Source organism: Pseudomonas sp., assembly GCF_030690725.1.
GTDB lineage: Bacteria > Pseudomonadota > Gammaproteobacteria > Pseudomonadales > Pseudomonadaceae > Aquipseudomonas.
Genome location: NZ_JAUYGD010000004.1, coordinates 151,603 through 175,412, shown reverse-complemented (window position 1 = coordinate 175,412; position 23,810 = coordinate 151,603). Strand labels below are relative to the sequence as shown.

The window sequence follows — 23,810 nt, the reverse complement described above, 5'->3', positions numbered from 1 at the left end:
CTCAGTTGCCTTCGCGGCGCAGCGCCTGCGGGGTGAAATCTCGCGGGCCCAGCTTGGCGTTGAAGTTGTACATCGGCTCGTTGTTATCCAGGCCGTCGACAAAGTAGCGCTTGCCTTTGAAGTCGTAGATGGTTTCCAGGGTGCTGCCGAACATCGGTACGTCGTAGTAACTGATCGGGTGACTTTCCTGCACGCCGCTCAGCTCGCCACTCTTGTCGTAAAGATCGGCGGCGAGGATCTGCCAGCTGTCTTCATCGATATAGAAGCGCCGCTTGGCATACGGATGACTAAAGCCTTTGCGCAGCTCGGCCTCGACCACCCACACACGGTGCAGTTCGTAACGCAACAGATCCGGGTTGACGGTGTTGCTGCGCAGGATGTTGTCGTAGGGGATGCCCTTCTGGTGCACGGCGTAGCTGTTGTAGGGCACCAGCATTTCCTGCTTGCCGACCAACTGCCAGTCGTAACGATCCGGCGCACCATTGTAGGAGTCAACCTGATCGGCAGTAGCCATGCCGTTGCTGTCCGGCTGCAGGGTGTCGTAGGCCAGCATCGGCAAGCGGCGCACGCGGCGCTCGCCACGGTTGAAGCGCCAGGCCTTGCGGATCGCCAGTACCTGGTCGAGGGTTTCCTGCACCACCAGCGCCGAACCGGCGAGCTTGGCCGGCGCGACCACCTTGTACTTGTAGTAGAACAGGGTGTTGTCCAGATCCTGCGGGCTGACGCCTTCGCGACCGTAGAGGAAGTAGATGTCGCGCTCCAGCTTGAGCAGGTTGTAGGCGCCGTTGCTCAGTACCGCCGCCTGGTTGGTGACAAAGCTGATCTGGTCACCGCGGTAACGCATGATGTGGTTCCAGATAACTTCCTGGCCGGTTTTCGGCAGCGGGAAGGGAATACCGGCGGCGGCACCGTCGACACCATTACCGCCGGAAATCAGCTCGGCAGTCTGCGCATTGAAGCGCGTGGCGTCATAGATACGCTGCGGCGCGGCGGCGCTGCGACGGGTCGGGAATACCCGTAGGAAGTAATCCGGGTTCTTCTCCAGCAATGCCTTGAGGCCCGCCGGCAGCTGAGCCTGGTACTGCGCCAGGTTCTGGTTATTGACCTGATACAGCGGCGCGTCGGCACTGTAGGGGTCAGGGTGATGCATGCCCGGCTGGTAGTTGGCCGGCGGTTGCGCCAGGCCACCGTCCCAGGCCGGGATGGTGCCGGCGGCATTGCCCGCGCGCTCACCGCCCAGCGGGGTCAGGTCTTGGCCCAGACGTGCAGCCTGGGTACTGTCGACTTTGGCCTGTGCCTGTAACGCGCACGTAGCCAGCAGCAGAATTGAAAGCGTTCTCAACACAGCGATCTCCTCGCAGCCTGGCCTGAGGCAGGGCTGCTGTTTTTATGACCGGGGCAGTGCTGCCCGGGTTTATGTGCCGTCTTGGTGAGGAGCCGTCCTGGCGGGCGTCGGATTATTCCGATCTTGTGCAATCGTCCCTGTGCTTATGGTCTTGCTGCGCCGATACCTCAGCGCGTGAATCAATCAGTCGATGCGCTGGAACTTCAGGTCCCATACGCCATGCCCCAGACGCTCGCCGCGGCGCTCGAACTTGGTGGTAGGGCGCTCCGTCGGGCGCGGCACATACTGGCCGTCCTCGGCCTGATTCTGGTAACCGGGCGCAACATTCATTACTTCCAGCATGTACTCGGCATAAGGCTGCCAATCGGTGGCCATGTGCAGTACACCGCCAACCTTGAGCTTCTGCCGCACCAGCTCGGCAAACGCCGGCTGCACGATACGCCGCTTGTTGTGCTTGGCCTTATGCCACGGGTCTGGGAAGAATAGCAGCAGCCGATCCAGGCTGGCGTCGGCCACACAGTTGCGCAGTACGTCCAGCGCATCGCAGCTGTAGACGCGCATATTGTTGAGGTTCTGCGTCATCAGGCCGTTAAGCAGCGCGCCGACACCCGGACGGTGTACTTCCACGCCGATAAAGTCCTGCTCGGGCGATGCGGCGGCCATTTCCAGGGTGGAATGGCCCATGCCGAAGCCGATTTCGAAGGTGCGCGGCGCGCTGCGGCCGAACACCTGATCAAAATCACGCAGGCCGTCCTCCAGTTGCAAGCCGAACTTCGGCCAGCCCTGATCGAGGCCGCGTTGCTGACCTTCTGTCATGCGCCCGGCACGCATCACGAAACTCTTGATCGCGCGGTGCTTGGAGGTGTCCTCAGCCGGTTCAGGCTGTTGTGGCAAATCAGTCATGCTGTGCTCTTAAAGTGCTTTTACGATTTCGCGAGCTAGAGCTATGCAAGGCAGAAACAGGAGAGGAAGCGGAGTGTACTTTTGTACATGAGCATTCCGAGCCTGTTTCTAACGCAGCAGGGCCGACGCGCAGCAAATCGTAGTCCTTACTTGATTAGGCCATCCAGCGGCGAAGAAGCGCTGGCATAGAGTTTTTTCGGCATGCGCCCGGCCAGGTAGGCCATGCGTCCGGCGATGATCGCGTGCTTCATCGCCTCGCCCATCAGAATCGGGTTCTGCGCATGGGCAATCGCGCTGTTCATCAGCACCGCCTCACAGCCCAGCTCCATGGCAATGGTGGCATCGGACGCGGTGCCGACGCCGGCATCGACCAATACCGGAACGGTAGCCTCTTCGAGGATGATGCGCAGGTTGTACGGATTGCAGATGCCCAGGCCAGTACCGATCAGACCGGCCAGCGGCATCACCGCGATGCAACCCATGGCCGCCAGTTCGCGGGCAATGATCGGGTCATCGCTGGTGTACACCATCACGTCGAAGCCGTCCTTGACCAGCACTTCGGCGGCCTTGAGGGTTTCGATCACATTGGGGAACAGGGTCTTCTGATCGGCCAGCACTTCCAGCTTGACCAGCTTGTGACCGTCGAGCAGCTCACGGGCCAGGCGACAGGTGCGCACCGCCTCAACGGCGTCGTAGCAACCAGCGGTGTTCGGCAGGATGGTGTACTTGTCCGGCGAAATCACATCCAGCAGGTTCGGCTCGCCCGGGTTCTGCCCGATATTGGTCCGGCGCACCGCCACGGTGACGATCTCGGCACCCGAAGCCTCGATGGCCAGGCGGGTTTCCTCAAGATCCTTGTACTTGCCGGTACCGACCAACAGACGCGACTGGTAAGTACGGCCGGCCAGGGTAAAAGGCTTGTCGCTGGGAACGTGGCTCATGGGTAATCCTCGTAAAGTGTTCGAGCAGTCAGCGGGCTAACACTGGTTTCAACCGCCACCAATCGCATGTACCACTTCCACCTGGTCACCCTCGCGCAAGGCGGTGGTGGCGTGCTGGCTCCGCGGCACGATATCCAGATTGAGCTCAACCGCCACGCGGCGTCCGGCCAGATCCAGACGGTCGATCAACCCGGCGACGGTGGCGCCGTCGGGCAATTCGAATGTTTCACCGTTTAACTGAATATGCATGACGGGTCGGTCACAACTGGGAAAAGGGCCGGCATTCTAGCCTGATCATGGGCGTTGACCAAGGCTGAAGGCTGCCGCTCGTCCTGCTTTCTGACTTACGGGTCAGGCGGTGTTGCGCGCGCCGAGCTTCCAGGCCGCCATGCCCAGGCACAACCAGCCCGCGAGAAACGCCAGACCACCGAAGGGGGTGACCATGCCCAAGGCACTGATACCGCTCAAGGTCAGCGCATACAGGCTACCGGAGAACAGCACTATACCCAGGGCAAACAGCGCGCCCGCACAATTGACCAACGGTGCCGGTCGCAGCACGGCTAACAGGCCAACGCCGAACAGCGCCAGCGCGTGAATCAGCTGGTAGTGGGTGCCGGTCTGGAATACCGCGAGATAAGCCGGTGTCAGCTGACTCTTCAGGCCATGCGCGGCAAAGGCACCCAGGGCGACACCGGTAAAACCGGCGCAGGCAGACAGCAATAACCACAGACGAGCCATGCATCACTCCAGCTATAAAGACAGGGCTGGCTATAATGGCCGGCAAAATCATCCCGGCCAAGCACGCATGTTTCGATCCATCGCCCGTCGCCTGCTCAAGCTCCTGCTCTGGCTGATCCTCGGCTCGGTATTGCTGGTGTTACTGTTTCGTTGGGTGCCGCCACCCGGCACGGCGCTGATGGTCGAGCGCAAGGTCGAATCCTGGCTTAACGATCAACCCATCAACCTGCAGCGCAGCTGGCGGCCCTGGAGTGAACTGCCTGACGATCTGAAGATGGCGGTAATTGCCGCCGAGGATCAGAAGTTCGCCGAACACTGGGGCTTTGATGTCGCGGCCATCCAGGCAGCCCTGGAGCACAATCAGCAAGGCGGCTCGCTACGCGGCGCCAGCACCCTCAGCCAGCAAGTGGCGAAGAATCTGTTTCTCTGGTCTGGGCGCAGCTGGCTGCGTAAAGGCATGGAAGTGTGGTTCACCGGCCTAATCGAACTGCTCTGGTCCAAGCAGCGGATTCTTGAGGTGTACCTCAACAGCGTCGAGTGGGGCGACGGCGTGTTCGGCGCCGAAGCGGCGGCGCGGCATCACTTCAAGGTCGGCGCGCCCTACCTGTCACGTCAGCAGAGCAGTCTGCTGGCCGCCGTACTGCCTAACCCGCGCGAGTGGAGCGCCAGCCGTCCGAGCGCGCGCATCAGCCGGCGGGCCAACTGGATTCGCCAGCAGATGTTGCAACTGGGCGGCAGTCACTACCTCAACCGCCTGCAACCCAGCCGCCCCGAATGGTGGCCGAGCTGGTTAAAAGGCGTTTAGTTCAGCGCTGTTTAAGCAGATGCCGCGGCACGGCATAAAGGAAGTACAGCTCTTCATCCTGCAGGTGCGCGGTCATGCCCAGCTCGGGATAGACCCAGGCCTGCCCCTCGGCCAGCTCCAAGGTCAGACGCGGTTGACCGATGCTCGCGGCCAGTCGCGCAACATCAAGCGGCGCCGGTGGTAGCAAGGTCAGCGCAATAATCGGGCGATTGGCCAATGGCACCAGCAACTGGCTGCCCAGCGGCTGCTCCTTGTCCGTCGGCTTTAGCCCAGCGGCGGCCAGCAGGCTCTCGCGCTCGGCCTTATCCAGACCGACTTCCGCCTCCAACGACCAATTGCCATCAGCATCCTGCAAGTCGCCGCGATACAGCAGGCGTGCGCCTTCCAGATTAGGCTGCAGCCATAGCTCGCCATCCAGAGCGTCATGCAGATGCACCAGACTCAAGCGATCATCGGCCAGAGGCGTGAGCACCTTGGTTTGCCATTGCGCCAGCCAGGGCAGAGGCTGCGCAGCCGGCTGCGGGCGCATCAACCACGCCCCCCAGGCAAAGAACAAGGCGGCGACCACGGCAAAGATCAGCCAGTGCTGCGGGCGTATGGGCGGTAATTTCACGGGCTTTTCCTTAGGCAGAAAAAAGCCGCACCTGGGTGCGGCTTCTGACAGTAGCGCGATTTACGCGGCGATTGAGCCCTTGAGCTTATTCATCGCGTTCTTTTCCAGCTGACGGATGCGCTCGGCCGACACGTTGTACTTGGCAGCCAGGTCATGCAGCGTGGCTTTCTCCTCGGCCAGCCAACGCTGATAAAGGATGTCACGGCTGCGCTCATCCAGACCTTCCAGCGCTTCGTGCAGATTAGCGGTGGAGCTGTCGCTCCAGTCGGAATCTTCCAGCTGACGTGCCGGGTCGTAGCGGTGGTCTTCCAGGTAATGCGCCGGCGACTGGAAGGCGCTTTCGTCGTCCGCTTCGGCAGCGGGATCGAAGGCCATGTCATGGCCGGTCAGGCGGCTTTCCATCTCGCGCACTTCACGCGGCTCAACGCCGAGGCTTGCGGCTACGGCATGCACTTCGTCGTTGTTCAGCCAGGCCAGACGCTTCTTCTGGCTGCGCAGGTTGAAGAACAGCTTGCGCTGCGCCTTGGTGGTGGCGACTTTGACGATGCGCCAGTTTTTCAGGATGAACTCGTGGATCTCGGCGCGAATCCAGTGCACGGCGAACGACACCAGGCGCACACCCATTTCCGGGTTGAAACGCTTGACCGCTTTCATCAGGCCGACGTTGCCTTCCTGAATCAGGTCGGCCTGGGCCAGGCCATAACCGGAGTAGCTGCGGGCGATATGCACAACAAAACGCAGGTGAGCCAGCACCATTTGCCGGGCGGCTTCGAGGTCTTGTTTGTAGAAGAGACTTTCCGCCAGTTCACGCTCCTGCTCGGGGGTCAACAGCGGGATGCCGTTTACCGCATGCACGTATGCCTCCAGGTTGGCACCCGGAACCAGAGCATGAACAGGTTGCAAAGAAGTGGACATTTGAATCCTCCGACTTACGAATCGTGGAGCAGTCTAGCACTGCTCCATGGGACTTTATACCGGGGTACAAGTTCCCTTACACATAGTCAATATCAAGCAAAACAATAACTTACTATCTAGGGGCCAGTTCGCTCAAGTGCCGTGCGACCGCCAGCCAGGCGCCAATATAGCCCAACAGTACCGCGCCGAGCAGCAGGGATAGACCATCGGCTATCGGCACGCCCGCCAAGGCGAAGTCGCTGCCGTACAAGCCGGCCAGGCGCACCACGGCGTCATTCAGCCAACCCAAGCCGTAAGCCAGCAGCAGCCAAGCCAGCAGGCCGGCGCCCAAGCCGTACAGCGTGCCCATATAGAGGAAGGGCCGCCGCACATAGCTGTCGGTGCCGCCGACCAGCTTGATCACTTCGATCTCGGTGCGGCGGTTCTCGATATGCAGACGAATGGTATTGCCGATCACCAACAGCAACGCCATCACCAGCAGCAGGGTCAGGCCGAAGACGAAGCGCTCACCCAGCTTGAGCATGGCGCTCAGACGCTCGACCCAGAGCAGATCCAGCTGCGCCTGCTGCACCCGCGGCAACTCGGCCAGACGCAAGCGCAAGGCCTCAAGGGCGACTTTATCGACTTGCTGCGGGGTGACCACGATCACTCCAGGCAACGGGTTGTCCGGCAGTTCCTTAAGCGCTTCGCCGAGGCCGGACTGCTGCTGGAACTCGGCCAAGGCCTGTTCGCGGCTGATCCACTCAGCCTCTTCCACATCGTCCATCTCGGCGATCTGCTCACGCAGCGCCTGGCCCTGAGCATCCGTGGCGTCGATCTGCAGAAACAGGGAAATCTGCGCCGCGCGCTGCCAGGACACGCCCAGACGCTCGACGTTATCCAGCAGCAGCGCCAGGCCCATGGGCAGGCTGAGGGCCACGGCCATCACCAGGCAGGTAAAGAAGCTGCCAATCGGCTGTTTAGCCAGACGGCGCAGGCTGTCGACCAGGCTGGCGCGGTGATTTTCCAGCCAGGCGTGCAACTGGTGGGTAAAGCTTGGACCATCATCGCCCGGCGTTGGCGATTCGGATTTCTTCGGTGCAGCACCGACGCGCTGCGCGGGCTGCGGAGGCGGCATGCGGGTGGCGCTCATGCGGCCTCCCCGTCGCCGATCAGGCGGCCGCGCTGCAGGGTTAACATGCGGTGGCGCATGCGCGCGATCAGCGCCAGGTCGTGGCTGGCGATCAGCACGGTGGTGCCGAGCCGGTTGATGTCCTCGAACACGCCCATGATCTCGGCGGCCAGGCGCGGATCGAGGTTACCGGTGGGCTCATCCGCCAGCAACAGGGCCGGCCGATGCACGATGGCACGGGCAATGCCGACGCGCTGCTGTTGACCGGTGGACAGGTCGCCAGGCGATTGCTCAGCCTTGTCGGCCAGGGAAACCCGCTCCAGCGCAGTACGCACACGGGTGCCGATCTCATCCTTGGACAGGCCAAGAATCTGCAGCGGCAGCGCCACGTTGTCGAATACGCTGCGGTCGAACAGCAGCTGATGGTTCTGGAACACCACGCCGATCTGCCGACGCAGGAAGGGAATCTGCGCATTGGTGATATGCGATAAATCCTGCCCGGCCAGCAGCAGTTTGCCGCTGCTCGGCCGCTCCATCGCCAGCAGCAGGCGCAGCAAGGTGCTCTTGCCAGCGCCGGAGTGGCCGGTGACGAAAAGGAACTCGCCGCGGCGCACATGAAAGCTCAGCTCGTGCAGCCCGATGTGGCCGTTGGCGTAGCGTTTACCGACCTGCTCGAACTTGATCATCCTATTTCTCCGCGAACAGCGCCTGAACAAAGGCTTCGGCCTCGAAGGTGCGCAGGTCATCAATGCCCTCACCCACCCCGATATAGCGAATCGGCAATACAAACTGCTTGGCCAGGGCAAAGATCACCCCGCCCTTGGCGGTGCCATCCAGCTTGGTCAGCGCCAAACCGGTGAGATTGACCGTCTGATTGAACTGCTTGGCCTGATTGATCGCGTTCTGCCCGGTGCCAGCATCCAGCACCAGCAGCACTTCGTGCGGCGCGGTGTCGTCCAGCTTGCCGATCACCCGACGGACCTTCTTCAACTCTTCCATCAGGTTGTCTTTGGTGTGCAGGCGCCCGGCGGTGTCGGCGATCAGCACGTCCATGCCGCGCGACTTGGCGGCCTGCACGGCATCGAAAATCACCGAAGCGGAATCCGCGCCGGTGTGCTGGGCGATTACCGCAATCTGGTTGCGCTCGCCCCACACCTGCAACTGCTCCACGGCCGCAGCGCGGAAGGTATCGCCAGCGGCGAGCATGACCTTCTTGCCATCCTGCTGGAGTTTTTTCGCCAGCTTGCCGATGGTGGTGGTTTTGCCCGCGCCGTTAACGCCGACCACCAGAATCACATAGGGCTGCTTACTGCTATCAATTTTCAGCGGCTGCTCGACCGGTTTGAGCAGCGCCACCAGCTCATCTTGCAGAGCCTTGTACAACGCACCGCTGTCGGCCAGCTCCTTGCGCGCGACACGCTTGGTCAGGTTGCCGATGATCGCGGTGGTAGCCTCGACGCCCACGTCAGCGGTCAGCAGGCGGGTTTCCAGGTCTTCGAGCAAGTCATCGTCGATAACCTTTTTGCCGAGAAACAGGCTGGCCATACCTTCGCCAAGGCTGGCACTGGTTTTCGACAGGCCCTGCTTGAGGCGTTCGAGAAAGCCCGCCCGGGTTTCCTCGGCGCTTTTGACCGGAGTGGCGACAGGTTGCACGACTGCAGGCTCGGCCATTGGTGGCACGACGACCGGCTCAACCACCGCAGGCTGTTCAATATGGGCATGCAGCACTTCGCTGCCGGCATTGATACGGAAACGCGACGGCCGTGGCTGGGGGTTGGCTGCGCTGGTTTCAGGCAGCGCGGGAGCGACAGCAACAGTCTGCTCAACCGGGACAGGGGCTATCGGCGCAGCCTGCGGCTCGACAACGATCTCAGCGGTAATCACCGGTTCTACGACTGGCGCAGCGACTTCGCTTACCGGCGCAACGGGCGTAGGGGTGGGCTCGGCGACAGTCGGAGCACCAGGCTGCTCGCTGACGGGTGTCGGTTGCGGCTCAGGGCTGGTCGGTGCTTGCGGCTTCTTGCGCAGCCAGCCGAACAGGTCTTTCTTCTCCGCAGGCTTCTCGGTAGAGGCAGGGGCAGAAGGCGCGGGAGTGTTTTTGTCGTCGTTGGGACCAAACATGGAGGACGGCTATCTCGAAAGGTGCGACACGCCGGTACAAGGCTCAGAAAGTATTACCCACGCAGCGCAACAGAGCTGAAGAGTGTGCGCAGTAATACCCAGATGCCCCAGCAGACACGGCCGCCAGTAAAACGGATGCGTATCCTAGCACCTCCGCGCCCGCCGGCGCTAAGACCAAGCGGGCGCGTCCGACAGCTTGTACTGCCGTTTAGAAGGTCTTGCTGGCGCTGGCGACCAGGGTCGGCCCGCACAGGTCGTCATAACCCATAAAGCTTGCACACTCACTTTTCGACAGGTCGGTGTCGATGTAGCTCAGGCCCCAGGTCACGCCAACGAAATCGCGGTTCAGTTTGACCTCCCAGTTGCGGTATTGCGCACGACCCTGCTCCTCGTCGCGGAAAAACACCTCGTCCTTGTAATCGACGTATTCGTAGCGCACCTCCAGGCCGACTTCGCCCGGTAGCTGAGTGCGGTAGCCGATCAGGAACGAGGCCAGGTCTTCATCCTTGTCACCTTTATAGAAATTACCTTCTTCGTCCCAGGCGTCAGGGCCTTTGATATTGCTGACGTACTTGGCGCCCAGCAGCACGCCATAGACATCCAGCAGGGCCTGCACATCGCTCTGGTTGTAATCGCTTTCACGGGGGAAATCGTACCGGGTGTAGTAGGTGTCGAGGCTGATGTTCTCGCTGATCTGCCAGTAGTAACCGGCGTAATACTCCAGTTCCTGGCGGGTTTTCGAGTCGAAGCCGAAGTCGACGCTGGAGGTCCACACCCCGGCGTATAGACCACTGGCGTGACTGAGCACGAGATTCAGCTGGGCCGCCGGATCGCCCTGGGTTTGCGAAAGCCCACTGGCACGGTAGTCGCTGACAATCGCTGGGGTGACGTCGAGGCGAAACTGCTGATTCAGCTCGAACGCCTGAACGCAGCTCAGTGGGGCCAGGACAAGGCTGCTGAGAAACACGGTGGGTAAGGTGCGCATACGAATCTTCCTGTTTTTATAGGTGTGGGCAGATGCGACAAAGCAGCGCCAAGCCCCGCGCGGTACGCGGAGCAGGGTGGCTGTGAATTGTTATGGGTAAGACGGGGCTGGAACGGGCTCAGGACTCGCTGGCGTAAACCTGCTTGCCGGCGAAGAAGGTGCGCAGCACCTGGGTGTCGAACAGCTCTTCATCGCTGACCTTGAACACATCGCGGTCGAGGACGATCAGGTCAGCCTGCTTGCCGGGCGCCAGGGAGCCGATCTGGCTGTCCAGGCGCAGGGCTTTGGCGGCATTCAGGGTGTAGGCCTGGAACATGCTTTCGCGATCGATGCTTTCCTTGGCGTTCAGCACGCCCATCGGGCCCTTGCGGGTGCTGGCCTGGGCGATGGCATTCCACGGATTGGGGCTGGATACCGGCCAGTCGCTGGCCCCGGCGATGGTCGCACCGGCCTGGTGCAGCGAACGCGCCGGATACTGATACTGGTAAGCGGCGGCGCTGACGTAGGGTTTGACCAGCTCCTCGGTGTAGGTCTCGGCGGTGGCCCAGAGCAGTTGCATCGAAGCGATCACGCCGAGCTGCTTGAAGCGCGCAAACTCCTTGGGATTGACCAGCTGCAGGTGGCTGATGCTGTGTGGCACCAGCGCCGGTTTGAGCGAGCGGGCGTACTCGAAGCCATTCAGCGCTTCACGCACCGCGCGGTCGCCGACCGCATGCACATGCATGATCCAACCGCGCTGCTCAGCCGCCACCGCCAGCTTGCCGAAGTTCTTCGGGTCGATCAGCAGCTCACCGCGTTTGAGGCTGTTCTTGAACGGGTCGATCACCGCAGCGGTCTGGCCGGGGAACTCCATCACGCCGTCGGCGAATATCTTGATCCCTGGGAACGTCAGATTCGGCACACCCTGGAATTGCTGCATAACCTTGCCCAGCACTTCGAGGTCGGCCGGCGTGCTCTGCGGATGGGTAATCAGCAATGCGGCGACGTGGGCGCTCAACTCGCCGTTCTCGGCCAGCTTGCGGTACAGCGGCAGTACGCCGACATCCTGCTCGGTGGGGCGCAGCTCGAACAGCGAATCGCCGCTGCCGGCATTGGCCGCCGCGTCCATCCAGGCGGTAACGCCGACCTGGTTATTGACCTTCACCGCCTCACGCGCCGCGTTAAGCATCACCGCCTCGGTGGGTGCGGGCAGTTGGCTGCGCACCCGATCCCAGCCGTTTTCCGCCAGGTAGCCGGTGGGCGTGAAGTCGGCGGCGTGGCCGATATAGTTGCGCTCCTTCTCCGGCAGGCTTTTCACCAGCGCCGCGTCGATCTTCACCCGCTTCAGCATGGCGTTGTTGGCCCAGCCGGTATGGCCGTCGATGCCATTCAGCACCACCGGCTGATCAGCCCAGCGGCCCTGGTTGAAGATCTTGCCCAGCCCGGCGCTCTGCTCCCAATAGCCCGAGCTGGCGCCGGAGATGACGATGATATCGCCCACCCGCGCCGCGCCGGCCTGATCCTGGGCGATGATCCACTGCTCCAGCTCGGCCAGCGGTTTGACTTCGTCATACAGGTTGGAGCCCATGCTGTCGTAGGCGGCTACCACCGGGTGGCTGTGGGTGTCGATCATGCCCGGCATCAGCACCTTGCCGGCCAGGTCGATCAGCTGCGTATCGGCATCGGCCAGGGCCTTGATCTCGGCATTGCTGCCCACCTTGAGGATCTTGCCATCGGCCACCGCGACCGCTTGCGCCAAAGGTTGGCCGGGTTCGGCGGTGTACACCTTGCCGTTAAATAACAGCAGGTCGGCGGCAGCCATGGCTTCCATCGAGGAAAAAGCCATGGCGGCGGCCAACAGGCTTGGAATAAATCGTTGCATTGCCTTAGCCTCTTGTTCTTATTGGTTTCGCCGCGAGACTAGCGCCTGGCGCAGCGGTGCAGAACCGCAGCGCTAAGCAAAACGCTTTTGCCAAATAGGAAAAACTTTATGGACAAGCTCAGCGCCCTGAGCATGTTTGTCGCCACCGCCGAGCACGGCAGCTTTAGCCGTGCGGCCGAGCAGCTGGGCAAGACGCCTTCGGCCCTGACCAAGGCGGTCAGCCATCTGGAAGCCGAGCTGGGCGCGCAGCTGTTCGAGCGCAGCACCCGGCGTACCGCGCTGACCGAAGCCGGGCGGCTCTATCTGGACACCGCGCGCCAGGTGCTGCAACGCCTGCACGATGCCGGCGAAGAAATCGGCCAGCTCAAGCACGGCCTGCATGGCAACCTGCGTCTGACCGCGCCGCTGGGCTTTGGCCGGGCGTTTCTCGATGAGGCGTGTGGTGGCTTTCTCGCTTCCAACCCGCAGATCCGCCTACGGGTGGATTTAAGCGACGCCTTTGTCGATCTGGTCGAAGGCGGTTATGACCTGGCCCTGCGTGAGGGCCGCAGCGACCTGCCGGGGCTGATCGCCAAACCCCTAGGGCACAACCGTATCGTGCTGTGCGCCAGCCCGGCCTATCTGGCCGCCAACCCAGCGCCGGTGCGCCCCGAGCACTTCGCCCAGCACCAGTGGCTGCTCTACCGCCACCCATCGCTGGATCAGCACTTCTGGTGGCTGGCGCAGAACGGCGTGCGCCTGCGCGTCCCGGTGCCTAATGCCCGCCTGGAAAGCGACAACTACGACCTGCTGCTGGCCAATACCCTGAGCGGCGCCGGCCTGTACGGCTGCCCAACCTGGAGCGTGCAGCCCTATCTGGACAGCGGCCAACTGCTGCAGGTGATGAGCGAATATGACTTCGACCCGGACGCCTTCGGCCCACTGATCCTCGCCGTATACCCCAGCCACCGGCGCGCCACGCGCAAGGTGCAGGCCTTTATCGATTACCTGGCAGCGTTTCTCGACGCCCGCGGGCTGGGCCTCAATTGCGCCGCCGAGGCCTGAGCATTATCGGCGACGCAGGTGGAACCGGCCCACAGCGGCAAGGTCTCACGGTTCTGTTGCACGCCGCTTGCCGTTAGAATCCGCCCCTGCCTGAGCCGCCCGGAAAGCCGAGGCTATGCAGATCACAAACAGGTTCTATGGATTGACTGCCGCAACACGCCATACTCTGCCGCAGGTTTTGCCCAACACCTCATACCTGCGCTTCACAGCGTGCCGAGTCGCCCTCCGCGCCACGGCAACATGTCATTTACGGTGAACAGACTCCCATGCCAACGCTTGCCCATCGTGTCGCCGCCCTATGTTTCGGCGTACTCTCCTGCCCGCTGCTGGCCCTGGCCGCCGAGCCGCAGCCGACCCACGAATTCAGCCTGGACAACGGCCTCAAGGTCATCGTGCGCGAAGACCATCGCGCCCCGGTGGTGGTTTCCCAGCTTTGGTACAAGGTCGGCTCCAGCTATGAGACGCCCGGCCAGACCGGCCTGTCCCACGCCCTCGAACACATGATGTTCAAGGGCAGCCGCAAGCTCGGCCCCGGCGAAGCCTCACGCATCCTGCGCGAGCTGGGCGCCGAGGAAAACGCCTTTACCAGCGACGATTACACCGCCTACTACCAAGTGCTAGCCCGCGATCGCCTGGCCGTTGCCCTGGAACTGGAAGCCGACCGTCTGGCCAGCCTCAAGCTGCCGGCCGATGAGTTCGCCAAGGAAATCGAGGTAATCAAGGAAGAACGCCGCCTGCGCACCGACGACAAACCATCGAGCCTGGCCTATGAGCGCTTCAAGGCCATGGCCTACCCTGCCAGCGGTTACCACACGCCGACCATCGGCTGGATGGCCGACCTCGAGCGCATGACCGTCGAGGAGCTGCGCGACTGGTACCAAGCCTGGTACGCGCCGAACAACGCCACCCTGGTGGTGGTCGGTGACGTCAGCGTCGCCGAGGTGAAGATCCTCGCCGAGCGTTACTTCGGCGCCATCCCCAAGCGCAACGTGCCTATCGCCAAGATCCCGCGTGAGCTGGCCGCTCCCGGCGAACGGCGTATCACCCTGTATCTGAAAACCCAGCTGCCGAATCTGATGATGGGCTTTAACGTGCCGGGCCTGGCCACCGCCGAACAGCCGCGCCAGGTGCATGCCCTGCGCCTGGCTGCCGCCCTGCTCGATGGCGGCTACAGCGCCCGCCTGCCCACGCGCCTGGAACGTGGCGAGGAACTGGTATCCGGCGCATCGGCCTGGTACGACGGTTTCTCCCGTGGCGACAGCCTGTTCATCCTTTCCGCCACGCCAAACGTGCAGACCGGCAAGACTCTGCAGCAGGTCGAAGCCGGCCTGTGGCGTGAGCTGGAAGACTTGAAAAACACCCCGCCAAGCGCTGAGGAACTGGCCCGCGTACGTGCGCAAGTGATCGCCGGCCTGGTTTACGAGCGTGACTCGATCACCAGCCAGGCCACCGCCATCGGCCAATTGGAAACCGTCGGCCTGTCGTGGAAGCTGATCGACCAGGAACTGGCCGAACTGGAAGCCGTCACCCCGGCTGATATCCAGCAAGCCGCCAGTACCTTCTTTACCCGCGACCGCCTGAGCGTCGCCCATGTTCTACCTGAGGAGAAGCGCAATGAGTGAGCGCAATGGCCTGCGCTACGGCCTGCTCGGCCTGGCGCTACTGATATTGCTGGCATTGCTGGCCCTGGTGATCAACCGCCCGGATAGCAGCCCAACCGCGGCTCCGGCCGCCGAATCGACCAGCATCGAATCCCTGGCCGCCCTTGGCGATCAGCCGCCCAGCCGCCGTAATCTGGATATCCAGACCTGGCAAACCGCCGAAGGCGCCAAGGTGCTGTTCGTCGAGGCCCGCGAGCTGCCGATGTTCGACCTGCAACTGACCTTTGCCGCTGGCAGCAGCCATGACGACGGCACCGCCGGCCTGGCCATGCTGACCAACGCCATGCTCAATGAGGGCGTGCCGGGCAAGGATGTCGGCGCAATCGCCGCCGGCTTCGAAAACCTCGGCGCCAACTTCGGCAACGGCGCGTTCCGCGACATGGCCATCGCCAGCCTGCGCAGCCTCAGCGCTGTAGACAAACGCGAACCGGCGCTACAGCTGTTCAATCAGGTGCTCGGCCAACCGACCTTCCCGGACGACGCCCTGGCGCGGATCAAGAACCAGTTGCTGGCGGGCTTCGAATACCAGAAGCAGAACCCCGGCAAGCTGGCCAGCCTGGCGTTGTTCGAGCGTCTGTACGGCGCGCATCCTTACGCGCACCCAAGCGACGGTAATGCCGAGTCGATCCCGGCCATCAGCCGTGAGCAGCTGCAGGCCTTCCACGCCAAGGCCTACACCGCCAATAACGCGATCATCGCGCTGGTCGGCGACCTCTCGCGCAGCGACGCCGAAGCCCTGGCCAGCCAGGTGTCCGCCGCCCTGCCGAAAGGCCCGGCGCTGCCGCGTATCGCCCAGCCGGAAGAGCCCAAGCCGGGCCTGCAACATATCGAGTTCCCCTCGAATCAGACCCACCTGATGATTGCCCAGCTCGGCATCGACCGCCGCGACCCGGACTACGCCGCGCTCTACCTCGGCAACCAGGTATTCGGCGGCGGTGGTTTCGGCACCCGCCTGATGACCGAAGTTCGCGAGAAGCGCGGCCTGACCTATGGCGTCTACTCCGGTTTCAGCGCCATGCAGGCGCGCGGCCCTTTTATGATCAACCTGCAAACCCGCGCCGAACTCAGCGACGGCACCCTGCAACTGGTCAAAAGCATGCTCGCCGACTTCATCAACAACGGCCCGACTGCAGAAGAGCTGAACAACGCCAAGCGCGAGCTGGCCGGCAGCTTCCCGCTGTCCACCGCGAGCAATGCCGCTATCGTCGGCCAGCTGGGCTCCATGGGTTTCTATGACCTGCCGCTGAGCTACCTGGAAGACTTTATGCGCGACGTCGAAGCGCTGAGCGTGGAACAGGTCAAGGCCGCCATGGCCAAGCACCTCAACCCCGAGGCTCTGGTGATCGTCACCGCCGGCCCGAGCGTGGCGCAGAAAGAACTGCCGCCGCCCACCGACAACCCAGCCGAGCAACCCACTGGCGTCCCGGAGCACTGATGAGCAAGCGACCTAAGCCGCCGAAAGCCAACCCCGCCCATAGCGGCGATGGCCAACTGCGGATCATCGGCGGACAATGGCGCTCGCGCCAGTTCAACTTCCCCATGGCCGCTGGCCTGCGGCCGACGCCGAACCGCGTGCGCGAGACCCTGTTCAACTGGCTGGCGCCCTATGTCGAGGGCGCCAAGGTGCTCGACCTGTTCGCTGGCAGCGGCGCGCTGTTTCTTGAAGCGCTGTCACGCGGCGCCGGCAGCGCCCTGGCCCTGGACCTCAATCCAGCCGCCATCGCCAACCTGCGCAGCCACCTGCAAACGCTGAACTGCGACAACGGCCAGCTGCAGCAGACCGATGCCCTGCTCTACCTGCAACAACCTACCGCGACGCCGTTCGACCTGGTGTTTCTCGACCCGCCGTTCAACCAGAACCTGCTGCTCCCTGCCTGCATCCTGCTCGAACAGAACGGCTGGCTGGCGGCGGATGCCTGGGTCTATACCGAAAGCGAGAACTCACCCTCCAGCCTCGGCATGCCCGGCAACTGGCGCCTACACCGCGAACAGAAGGCGGGCCAGGTGTACTACGCGCTATGGCAGCGCACGGCCGCAGCCTGAGGGGAACTCCGGGCTTCACGGCGTGAAGCCCGGTCAGGTTCTGTTATTCGCCCCACTCATTTAACTTCCGTTTCACCGCCTCAGGCCCTAGCCTGAGCGCTTTCCCAACCGATATTTGTCATGCAAACGTCCTTCAAACCCGCCTGGTGGCTACCCGGCCCGCACCTGCAAACTCTGTGGAACCCGATGTGTCGCCAGCCGGCGAAGCTTGAGCGCACGCGCGAACGGCTGTGGCTGGAGGATGGCGACTTTCTTGATCTGGACTGGCACGGTCCGCATCAGGCCGACGCACCGCTGGTGTTGGTGCTGCACGGCCTGACGGGTTCATCCGACTCGCTCTACGTGCTGGGGCTGCAGCAGCAACTGGCAGCCCATGGCTGGGCCAGCGTGGCGCTGAACTGGCGCGGCTGTTCGGGCGAGCCGAACCTGCTGGCCCGTGGTTACCACTCAGGGGCCAGCGAGGACCTGGCAGAAACCGTACGCCACCTGCGCGCCCAGCGGCCGATGGCGCCGCTGTATGCCGTGGGTTATTCCCTGGGCGGCAATGTGCTGCTCAAGTACCTCGGTGAAACCGGGGCAGACAGCCAGCTGCAAGGCGCAGCGGCGGTGTCGGTGCCGTTTCGTCTGGATCAGTGCGCCGACCGCATCGGCATGGGCTTCTCAAAGGTTTACCAGAGTCACTTTATGCGCGAGATGGTGGTCTACGTGAAGGACAAGCAGCGCCTGTTCGCCCACCAGGGCATGAGCGACCGCCTGTCCACCCTGGAGAAACTCGGCCCGCTGGACAATATGCGCACCTTCTGGGATTTCGACGGCCGTATCACCGCACCGTTGCATGGCTACGCCGATGCCGAGGACTACTACCGCCGCGCCTCCAGCCGCTACTTCCTCGGCCAGATCGAGACGCCGACGCTGATTATCCAGGCCGCCGACGACCCCTTCGTCTTCGCCCACAGCCTGCCCGAAGCCTGCGAGCTATCGCCTAGTATCGAATTCGAACTGCACGCCCACGGCGGCCATGTCGGCTTTGTCGAAGGCAGCCTGGGTAAACCGGGTTATTACCTGGAGCGGCGCATTCCGCAGTGGCTGGCCGAGCAGGCCGCGAAACTGCTGTAGGGTGGATGACGCTCTTATCATCCACCAATAGGGCAGGTGATAGTCGAGTGGTTGTGTAGGTGACGGTGGGCAAGCTTCGCGTTGCCCACCCTACGACTGAAACAACAACTCAACCCATAGCCCGGATAAGCGCAGCGCAATCCGGGACAGCAACCCCGGATTGCGCCAAGGCTTATCCGGGCTACAAACTTGGCGAGTCGTTCTTAGATCACCTGCTCTAGCGGCACATGCAGCTTGGCGTACAGCGCCTCCACCGCCTCGCGCGCTTGCGGGGCGATATAGCCGCCTTCCAGCGTCAGCACCTGGTAGATGCCACGGCGCAGCATCTCTTGGCTGAGGTCGCCGGGATTGCCGCGAGTGGTGCAGAGAAAGCGCACCCAGGAGGTCATGATGATCCAGCTGTTGAGGGTAAGCGCCTCGATCTGCGGCGCATTCATCAACAGGATGCCGGCCTCGACAAAGCCCTGATAAATGCCCTGCGCGCGCTGCAGACAGCGCTGCGAGAACAGCTTGTAGCGCTCGGCCAGCTCGGCGTCGCTGTCGAGCAAGTGCTCCAGATCGCGGTGCAGAAAGCGGTAATGCCACATGGCGGCGAGCAGTGCTTCCAGATAGAAGGTCTTGTCCTGCACCGTCAGCGCGCGGCCCTCGGGGCGGCGCAGAAAGGTATCCACCTGGCTTTCGTAGAGGGCAAACAGCTCGGCGATGATCGCCTGCTTGTTACGGAAGTGGTAGTACAGGTTGCCCGGTGAAATCCCCAGGTGCGCGGCGATATGGTTGGTGGTGACGCTGCGCTCGCCCTGGGCGTTAAACAGCGCCAGGCTCTCCTGAATGATGCGTTCGCGGGTTTTCAGTGGGGCTGACATAACGACTCGTTCTCGACTCAAAAGCCCGGCAAAGGTACAGGCAGAAACGGCAGAAGTGTTACCGGAAAAAGCCGCGGAAACATGCGCTAACTTTTCGTTGGGCTGCGTCCGTCGGCTGACAGCGCCATGCTATTTGACAGATTAGAGCAATTGCTCTAAAAATCCAGCACACCTTTTCTGCAGCAGCCTCAGCTCATCTGACGCACTGCATTGCTGGAATGCCGAGGAGCAACACCATGGTCGCCAACGTCGCCGCCTTTGATAAAAGCCTGGAACAAAGCCTGCAACGCAGCCAACAGCAGCTCAGCCAGCTGGAGAGCAGCTTTGCCCGTCAGCGCCAGGCGTTCAAAGCCAATCCCATGCCTTCGGCCGAGCAGCGCATCCAGTGGCTCAACGTGTTGCGCGATTTGCTCAGCAATGAGCGTGACGCGCTGATCAGCGCCATCTCCCAGGATTTCAGCAACCGCAGCGCCGACGAAACTCTGCTCGCCGAGCTGATGCCCAGCCTGCATGGCATCCACTACGCGACCAAGCGCATCAAGAAATGGATGAAGCCTTCACGGCGCAGCGTGGGCATGCAATTTATGCCGGCCTCGGCCAAGGTCATCTACCAGCCGCTGGGCGTAGTCGGGGTGATCGTGCCGTGGAACTACCCGCTGTTTCTCGCCATCGGCCCGCTTGTCGGCGCTCTGGCGGCCGGCAACCGGGTGATGATCAAGATGAGCGAGTCGACCCCGGCCACCTCGCAACTGGTCAAGGACCTGCTCGCCAAGGTGTTCCCCGAGGACCTGGTAACCGTCGTTTTGGGCGAGGCGGAAGTCGGCATGGCCTTCTCCAAACTGCCGTTCGACCACCTGCTGTTCACCGGTGCCACCAGCATCGGCAAACACGTGATGCGCGCCGCGGCCGAAAACCTCACCCCGGTCACCCTGGAGCTGGGCGGCAAGTCGCCGGCCATCGTCTCGGCATCCGTGCCGCTGAGTGACGCCGCCGAGCGCATCGCCTTCGGCAAGACCATGAACGCCGGCCAGACCTGCGTGGCACCGGATTACGTACTGGTGCCGAAAGACCGTGTGGAGGGTTTTGTCGAGGCTTACCGCAACGCGGTGCAGAGTTTTTACCCGCAACTCAAGGACAACCCGGATTACACCGCGATCATCAACGAGCGCCAGCAGCAGCGCCTCAATGGCTACCTGCAGGACGCCGAGAGCAAGGGCGCGACCATCATCCCGCTGTACCCCGAAGCCCAGGGCCGGCGCATGCCGCAGGCCGTGCTGCTGAACGTGACGGATGAAATGAAGGTGATGCAGGACGAGATTTTCGGCCCGCTGCTGCCAATCATCCCCTACGACAAGCTGGAAGATGCCTTCGCCTTTATCAATGAGCGCGACCGGCCACTGGCGCTGTACTACTTCGGCTATGACAAGGGCGAGCAACAGCGTGTGCTGCACGAGACCCACTCCGGCGGCGTGTGCCTTAACGACACCCTGCTGCACGTGGCCCAGGACGACATGCCATTCGGCGGCGTCGGCCCGTCCGGCATGGGTCATTACCACGGCCATGAAGGCTTCCTCACCTTCAGCAAGGCCAAGGGCGTGTTTATCAAGCAGCGCTTCAACGCCGCCAAGCTGATATATCCGCCCTATGGCAAAGCCCTGCAGAAGCTGGTGTACAAGCTGTTCGTTCGCTAACCCAAAATGGCCTGATTCGGTGATAACAATAAATGCACAACACCACGCTTGAAGCGCCGGCCCTGACTCGGCGCAACCTGCTCAAGGTCGGCCTGATGGGCTCAGCCTTTCTCGCCACCGCCGGCCTTACTGCCAGCCTCAGCGGCTGTTCGGCGAGTACGCCGAAAGCCGGCTTTGCGGTGATCCGCGAGTCCGATCTGGCCTTTCTGCATGCCTTGATCCCGGTGATGCTGGCCGGCGCGGTAACGACCGAGAAGATGCCGCAAGCCGTCGAAGGCACCCTCGCCAGCCTCGACTACAGCCTTAATCACGTCTCGCCGGAATTGCTCAAGCTGACCGTGCAGCTGTTCGACGTGCTCGCCATGCCGATCACCCGTGGTCCGCTGACCGGAGTCTGGGGCAGCTGGGAAAACGCATCGCCCGCAGATGTGCAGGCGTTTCTCGAGCGCTGGCAGAACAGCTCGATTGGCCTGCTGAAAATGGGCCACGCCTCGCTGCTGCAGCTGGTGATGATGAGCTGGTATAGCCGAGCCGAATCATGGGCCCACTGCGGCTACCCCGGCCCTCCGACGGTCTGACTAACGGCTGGCTGCGCGTCGGCCAGGCGTTGTAGCAGATGTGTTTGGACGGTGACTTGTCACCGAACGCCCGGAGGGCGGCCCGCAAGGGCGAGTGAAACGAGTACTGCTCATTTACAGCTCGTAAACTCCGCGTCCTCGCGCATCTGCGCCTAGCCTGGCTCTAGCTCGCTCAACCTTTTATGCAGCGCGATCATAAAAAAGAGATCCTCAAATGCCTGTACCCGACAGTTTCAAAGAAGGCCTGGCCCGTGGCTGGAAGACCTATAACGGCTCGCGCCTGGACAGCGATCTGACCCTGGAAGCCGACGTGGCCATCGTCGGCAGCGGCGCAGGTGGTGGCACCACCGCGGAAATCCTCAGCGCGGCCGGCTTCAAGGTGTTGTTGATCGAGGAAGGCCCGCTAAAGACCAGCGACGACTTCAAGATGCTCGAAGACAAGGCCTACGCCAGTCTCTATCAGGAAGGCATCGGCCGCATGAGCAAGGATGGCGCAATCACCATCATGCAAGGCCGCGCGGTCGGCGGCACTACGCTGATCAACTGGACCTCAAGCTTTCGCACGCCCGCGCCAACCCTGGAACACTGGGCCAAGGAACACGGTGTAAAAGGCCACAGCCCCGAAGAAATGGCGCCCTGGTTCGAGCAGATGGAACAGCGCCTGGGCGTCGCACCCTGGGTCGTGCCGCCGAATGCCAACAACGCAGTAATCAGCAGCGGCTGCGACAAGCTCGGTTACGAGTGGCAGACGATTCCGCGCAACGTGCGCGGCTGCTGGAACCTCGGTTACTGCGGCATGGGCTGCCCGACCAACGCCAAGCAGTCGATGCTGGTCACGACCATCCCGGCGACCTTGGATAAAGGCGGCGAGTTGCTCTATCTGGCCCGTGCCGAACGTCTGCTAATCGAGGGTGACCAGGTCACGGGCATCGAGTGCCTCGGCATGGATGAGCGCAGCGTCGCCCCCAATGGCCGCAAGATCACGGTCAAGGCCAAGCATTACGTACTGTCCGGTGGCGGCATCAACACACCGGGGATTCTCCTGCGCTCGAATGCACCGGACCCGCACCAGCGCACCGGCAAGCGCACCTTCCTGCACCTGGTGAATTTCTCCGCGGCCTTGTTCGATCAGGTGATCAACCCCTTCTACGGCGCGCCGCAGTCGATCTACTCCGACCACTTCCAATGGGATGACGGCACCGCTGGGCGCCTGTCCTACAAGCTCGAAGTACCACCGCTGCAGCCGGCACTGACCGCGACCCTGCTCGGCCGCTTCGGCATCGACAACGCCATGCGCATGGAGCAACTGCCCAATACCAACGTGATGCTGGCCCTGCTGCGCGACGGTTTCCACCCGGACAGCGCCGAAGGCACAGTGGAACTGCGCGGCGACGGCAGCCCGGTGCTCGATTACCAGATGACCGACTACACCTGGGACGGCGTACGCCGCGCCTTCCATACCATGGCCGAGATCCAGTTCGCCGCTGGGGCCAAGGCAGTGCTACCGCTGCATGCAGACGCCGGTTACGTAAAGACCCTCGCCGAAGCGAAAAGCCTGATCGACAGCCTTAGCCTTGAGCTGTACCGCACTCGCCTCGGCAGTGCCCACGTAATGGGTGGTTGCGCCATGGGTGAAGACCCGCAGCAGGCTGTTACCGACAGCCTGGGGCGTCACCATCAACTGAGCAACCTGTCGATCCATGACGGCTCGCTGTTCCCCACCAGCATCGGCGCCAATCCGCAGCTGTCGATCTATGGGCTAACCGCCAAACTCGCGACAAAACTCGCCGAACGCCTCAAGCACGCCTGATATCAGGGTATTCACGGGCCATTCTGCGCCCGTGAATCGGCTGGATAAGCCGCGGTCGACTTGGCCACGGGGATGCGCTGCGCTACCATCCGACTCCCCAACGGACCCGCCAGGACGTCACGATGAATCGAGTGTTATACCCAGGCACCTTCGACCCCATCACCAAGGGGCACGGCGACCTGGTCGAGCGTGCCGCGCGGCTGTTCGACAGCGTGATCATTGCGGTCGCCGCCAGCCCGAAGAAGAACCCGCTGTTCAGCCTGGAGCAACGCGTCGAGCTGGCCCGGGAAGTTACCCAGCACCTGCCCAACGTTGAAGTAGTCGGTTTCTCCACCCTGCTGGCGCACTTTGCCAAAGAACAAGGCGCGAATGTGTTTCTGCGCGGCCTGCGCGCGGTATCGGACTTCGAATACGAATTCCAACTGGCCAATATGAACCGCCAGCTGGCCCCGGATGTGGAAAGCCTGTTTCTCACCCCGTCGGAAAAGTACTCGTTTATCTCCTCGACCCTGGTCCGCGAAATCGCCGCCCTGGGCGGTGATATCTCCAACTTCGTGCATCCGGCCGTGGCTGCCGCACTGACCGAACGCTTCAAGCGCTGAGCCATTACCGCATGGCCGCGTGCATGCGCGGCCCCGATGCGGCACAATTTGCGCATTGCTTCCC

Annotated in this window: 23 protein-coding genes; 10 read left to right on the top strand and 13 right to left on the bottom strand. The window is 62.5% G+C overall.

Translation table 11 applies throughout. The annotated features are described in order from the left end of the window. Position 1: 1 nt before the first annotated feature. The 5 genes from Q8O69_RS01195 to Q8O69_RS01175 form a co-directional block, all read right to left on the bottom strand. The gene (locus tag Q8O69_RS01195; RefSeq protein ID WP_305589073.1) at positions 2-1,345 is read right to left on the bottom strand and encodes a DUF1329 domain-containing protein; all 1,344 of its coding nucleotides are present in this window, start codon (positions 1,343-1,345) and stop codon (positions 2-4) included. 183 nt (positions 1,346-1,528) lie between these two features. Further along, complete coding sequence (gene trmB, locus Q8O69_RS01190) at positions 1,529-2,248, bottom strand: tRNA (guanosine(46)-N7)-methyltransferase TrmB (RefSeq protein ID WP_305589072.1); 720 nt, start codon at positions 2,246-2,248, stop codon at positions 1,529-1,531. A 146-nt stretch (positions 2,249-2,394) separates the two neighbouring features. Further along, positions 2,395-3,189: a thiazole synthase gene (locus Q8O69_RS01185; RefSeq protein WP_305589071.1), complete on the bottom strand. Its 795-nt coding sequence runs from the start codon at positions 3,187-3,189 to the stop codon at positions 2,395-2,397. Between the two features lie 48 nt (positions 3,190-3,237). Beyond that, on the bottom strand, positions 3,238-3,438 hold the full coding sequence (gene thiS, locus Q8O69_RS01180; protein WP_304870176.1) for a sulfur carrier protein ThiS: 201 nt from the start codon (positions 3,436-3,438) through the stop codon (positions 3,238-3,240). 102 nt (positions 3,439-3,540) lie between these two features. Next, positions 3,541-3,927, bottom strand: coding sequence for a DUF423 domain-containing protein (locus Q8O69_RS01175; protein ID WP_305589068.1), 387 nt, complete (start codon positions 3,925-3,927; stop codon positions 3,541-3,543). A gap of 67 nt (positions 3,928-3,994) precedes the next feature. Between Q8O69_RS01175 and mtgA the strand changes: the two genes are divergently transcribed. Then, on the top strand, positions 3,995-4,732 hold the full coding sequence (mtgA, locus tag Q8O69_RS01170; RefSeq protein WP_305589066.1) for a monofunctional biosynthetic peptidoglycan transglycosylase: 738 nt from the start codon (positions 3,995-3,997) through the stop codon (positions 4,730-4,732). A 1-nt stretch (position 4,733) separates the two neighbouring features. On the opposite strand, the gene Q8O69_RS01165 is transcribed toward mtgA, so the two are convergent. The 7 genes from Q8O69_RS01165 to Q8O69_RS01135 form a co-directional block, all read right to left on the bottom strand. Beyond that, positions 4,734-5,345: a hypothetical protein gene (locus Q8O69_RS01165; RefSeq protein ID WP_305589064.1), complete on the bottom strand. Its 612-nt coding sequence runs from the start codon at positions 5,343-5,345 to the stop codon at positions 4,734-4,736. A gap of 60 nt (positions 5,346-5,405) precedes the next feature. Then, positions 5,406-6,260 (bottom strand): RNA polymerase sigma factor RpoH, encoded by an 855-nt coding sequence (rpoH, locus tag Q8O69_RS01160; RefSeq protein WP_167143438.1) that lies wholly within the window; start codon positions 6,258-6,260, stop codon positions 5,406-5,408. 112 nt (positions 6,261-6,372) lie between these two features. Then, on the bottom strand, positions 6,373-7,392 hold the full coding sequence (gene ftsX / locus Q8O69_RS01155; RefSeq protein ID WP_275960362.1) for a permease-like cell division protein FtsX: 1,020 nt from the start codon (positions 7,390-7,392) through the stop codon (positions 6,373-6,375). Then, complete coding sequence (gene ftsE / locus Q8O69_RS01150; protein WP_090250172.1) at positions 7,389-8,057, bottom strand: cell division ATP-binding protein FtsE; 669 nt, start codon at positions 8,055-8,057, stop codon at positions 7,389-7,391. The genes ftsX and ftsE overlap by 4 nt, the downstream gene beginning before the upstream one ends. A 1-nt stretch (position 8,058) precedes the next feature. Further along, positions 8,059-9,492 carry a signal recognition particle-docking protein FtsY gene (gene ftsY, locus Q8O69_RS01145; protein ID WP_305589062.1) on the bottom strand — a complete coding sequence of 478 codons (1,434 nt, stop codon included), beginning with the start codon at positions 9,490-9,492 and terminating at the stop codon, positions 8,059-8,061. 208 nt (positions 9,493-9,700) lie between these two features. Next, positions 9,701-10,477, bottom strand: a complete 777-nt coding sequence (locus tag Q8O69_RS01140; RefSeq protein WP_305589060.1) for a TorF family putative porin — start codon at positions 10,475-10,477, stop codon at positions 9,701-9,703. A gap of 118 nt (positions 10,478-10,595) precedes the next feature. Beyond that, entirely contained in the window at positions 10,596-12,338 is a 1,743-nt protein-coding gene (locus Q8O69_RS01135; RefSeq protein ID WP_305589059.1) for an amidohydrolase, read from the bottom strand. Positions 12,339-12,446: 108 nt separating this feature from the next. Here Q8O69_RS01135 and Q8O69_RS01130 point away from each other — a divergent pair, with 108 nt between their 5' ends. The 5 genes from Q8O69_RS01130 (at position 12,447) to Q8O69_RS01110 (ending at position 18,202) form a co-directional block, all read left to right on the top strand. After that, a complete protein-coding gene (locus Q8O69_RS01130; protein WP_305589058.1) occupies positions 12,447-13,382 on the top strand; it encodes a LysR family transcriptional regulator in 936 nt (311 codons plus the stop codon). A 266-nt stretch (positions 13,383-13,648) separates the two neighbouring features. Next, positions 13,649-15,004 carry a pitrilysin family protein gene (locus Q8O69_RS01125; protein ID WP_305589057.1) on the top strand — a complete coding sequence of 452 codons (1,356 nt, stop codon included), beginning with the start codon at positions 13,649-13,651 and terminating at the stop codon, positions 15,002-15,004. Next, positions 14,997-16,478 carry a pitrilysin family protein gene (locus tag Q8O69_RS01120; RefSeq protein WP_305589056.1) on the top strand — a complete coding sequence of 494 codons (1,482 nt, stop codon included), beginning with the start codon at positions 14,997-14,999 and terminating at the stop codon, positions 16,476-16,478. The genes Q8O69_RS01125 and Q8O69_RS01120 overlap by 8 nt, the downstream gene beginning before the upstream one ends. Then, a complete protein-coding gene (gene rsmD, locus Q8O69_RS01115; RefSeq protein WP_305589055.1) occupies positions 16,478-17,086 on the top strand; it encodes a 16S rRNA (guanine(966)-N(2))-methyltransferase RsmD in 609 nt (202 codons plus the stop codon). The genes Q8O69_RS01120 and rsmD overlap by 1 nt, the downstream gene beginning before the upstream one ends. Positions 17,087-17,206: 120 nt before the next feature. Further along, positions 17,207-18,202, top strand: a complete 996-nt coding sequence (locus Q8O69_RS01110; protein WP_305589054.1) for a hydrolase — start codon at positions 17,207-17,209, stop codon at positions 18,200-18,202. Between the two features lie 203 nt (positions 18,203-18,405). Here the strand turns inward: Q8O69_RS01110 and Q8O69_RS01105 are convergent, their stop codons facing one another. Then, on the bottom strand, positions 18,406-19,065 hold the full coding sequence (locus Q8O69_RS01105; protein ID WP_305589052.1) for a TetR/AcrR family transcriptional regulator: 660 nt from the start codon (positions 19,063-19,065) through the stop codon (positions 18,406-18,408). Between the two features lie 236 nt (positions 19,066-19,301). Here Q8O69_RS01105 and Q8O69_RS01100 point away from each other — a divergent pair, with 236 nt between their 5' ends. The 4 genes from Q8O69_RS01100 to coaD all read left to right on the top strand — a co-directional run bounded on the left by Q8O69_RS01100 (position 19,302) and on the right by coaD (position 23,746). Further along, positions 19,302-20,756 (top strand): coniferyl aldehyde dehydrogenase, encoded by a 1,455-nt coding sequence (locus Q8O69_RS01100; RefSeq protein ID WP_305589051.1) that lies wholly within the window; start codon positions 19,302-19,304, stop codon positions 20,754-20,756. 32 nt (positions 20,757-20,788) lie between these two features. Beyond that, positions 20,789-21,334 (top strand): twin-arginine translocation pathway signal protein, encoded by a 546-nt coding sequence (locus Q8O69_RS01095; RefSeq protein WP_305589049.1) that lies wholly within the window; start codon positions 20,789-20,791, stop codon positions 21,332-21,334. Positions 21,335-21,548: 214 nt separating this feature from the next. After that, the gene (locus Q8O69_RS01090) at positions 21,549-23,144 is read left to right on the top strand and encodes a GMC family oxidoreductase (protein ID WP_305589047.1); all 1,596 of its coding nucleotides are present in this window, start codon (positions 21,549-21,551) and stop codon (positions 23,142-23,144) included. A 122-nt stretch (positions 23,145-23,266) separates the two neighbouring features. Continuing rightward, entirely contained in the window at positions 23,267-23,746 is a 480-nt protein-coding gene (gene coaD / locus Q8O69_RS01085; RefSeq protein WP_160013623.1) for a pantetheine-phosphate adenylyltransferase, read from the top strand. The last annotated feature ends 64 nt before the right edge of the window (positions 23,747-23,810 follow it).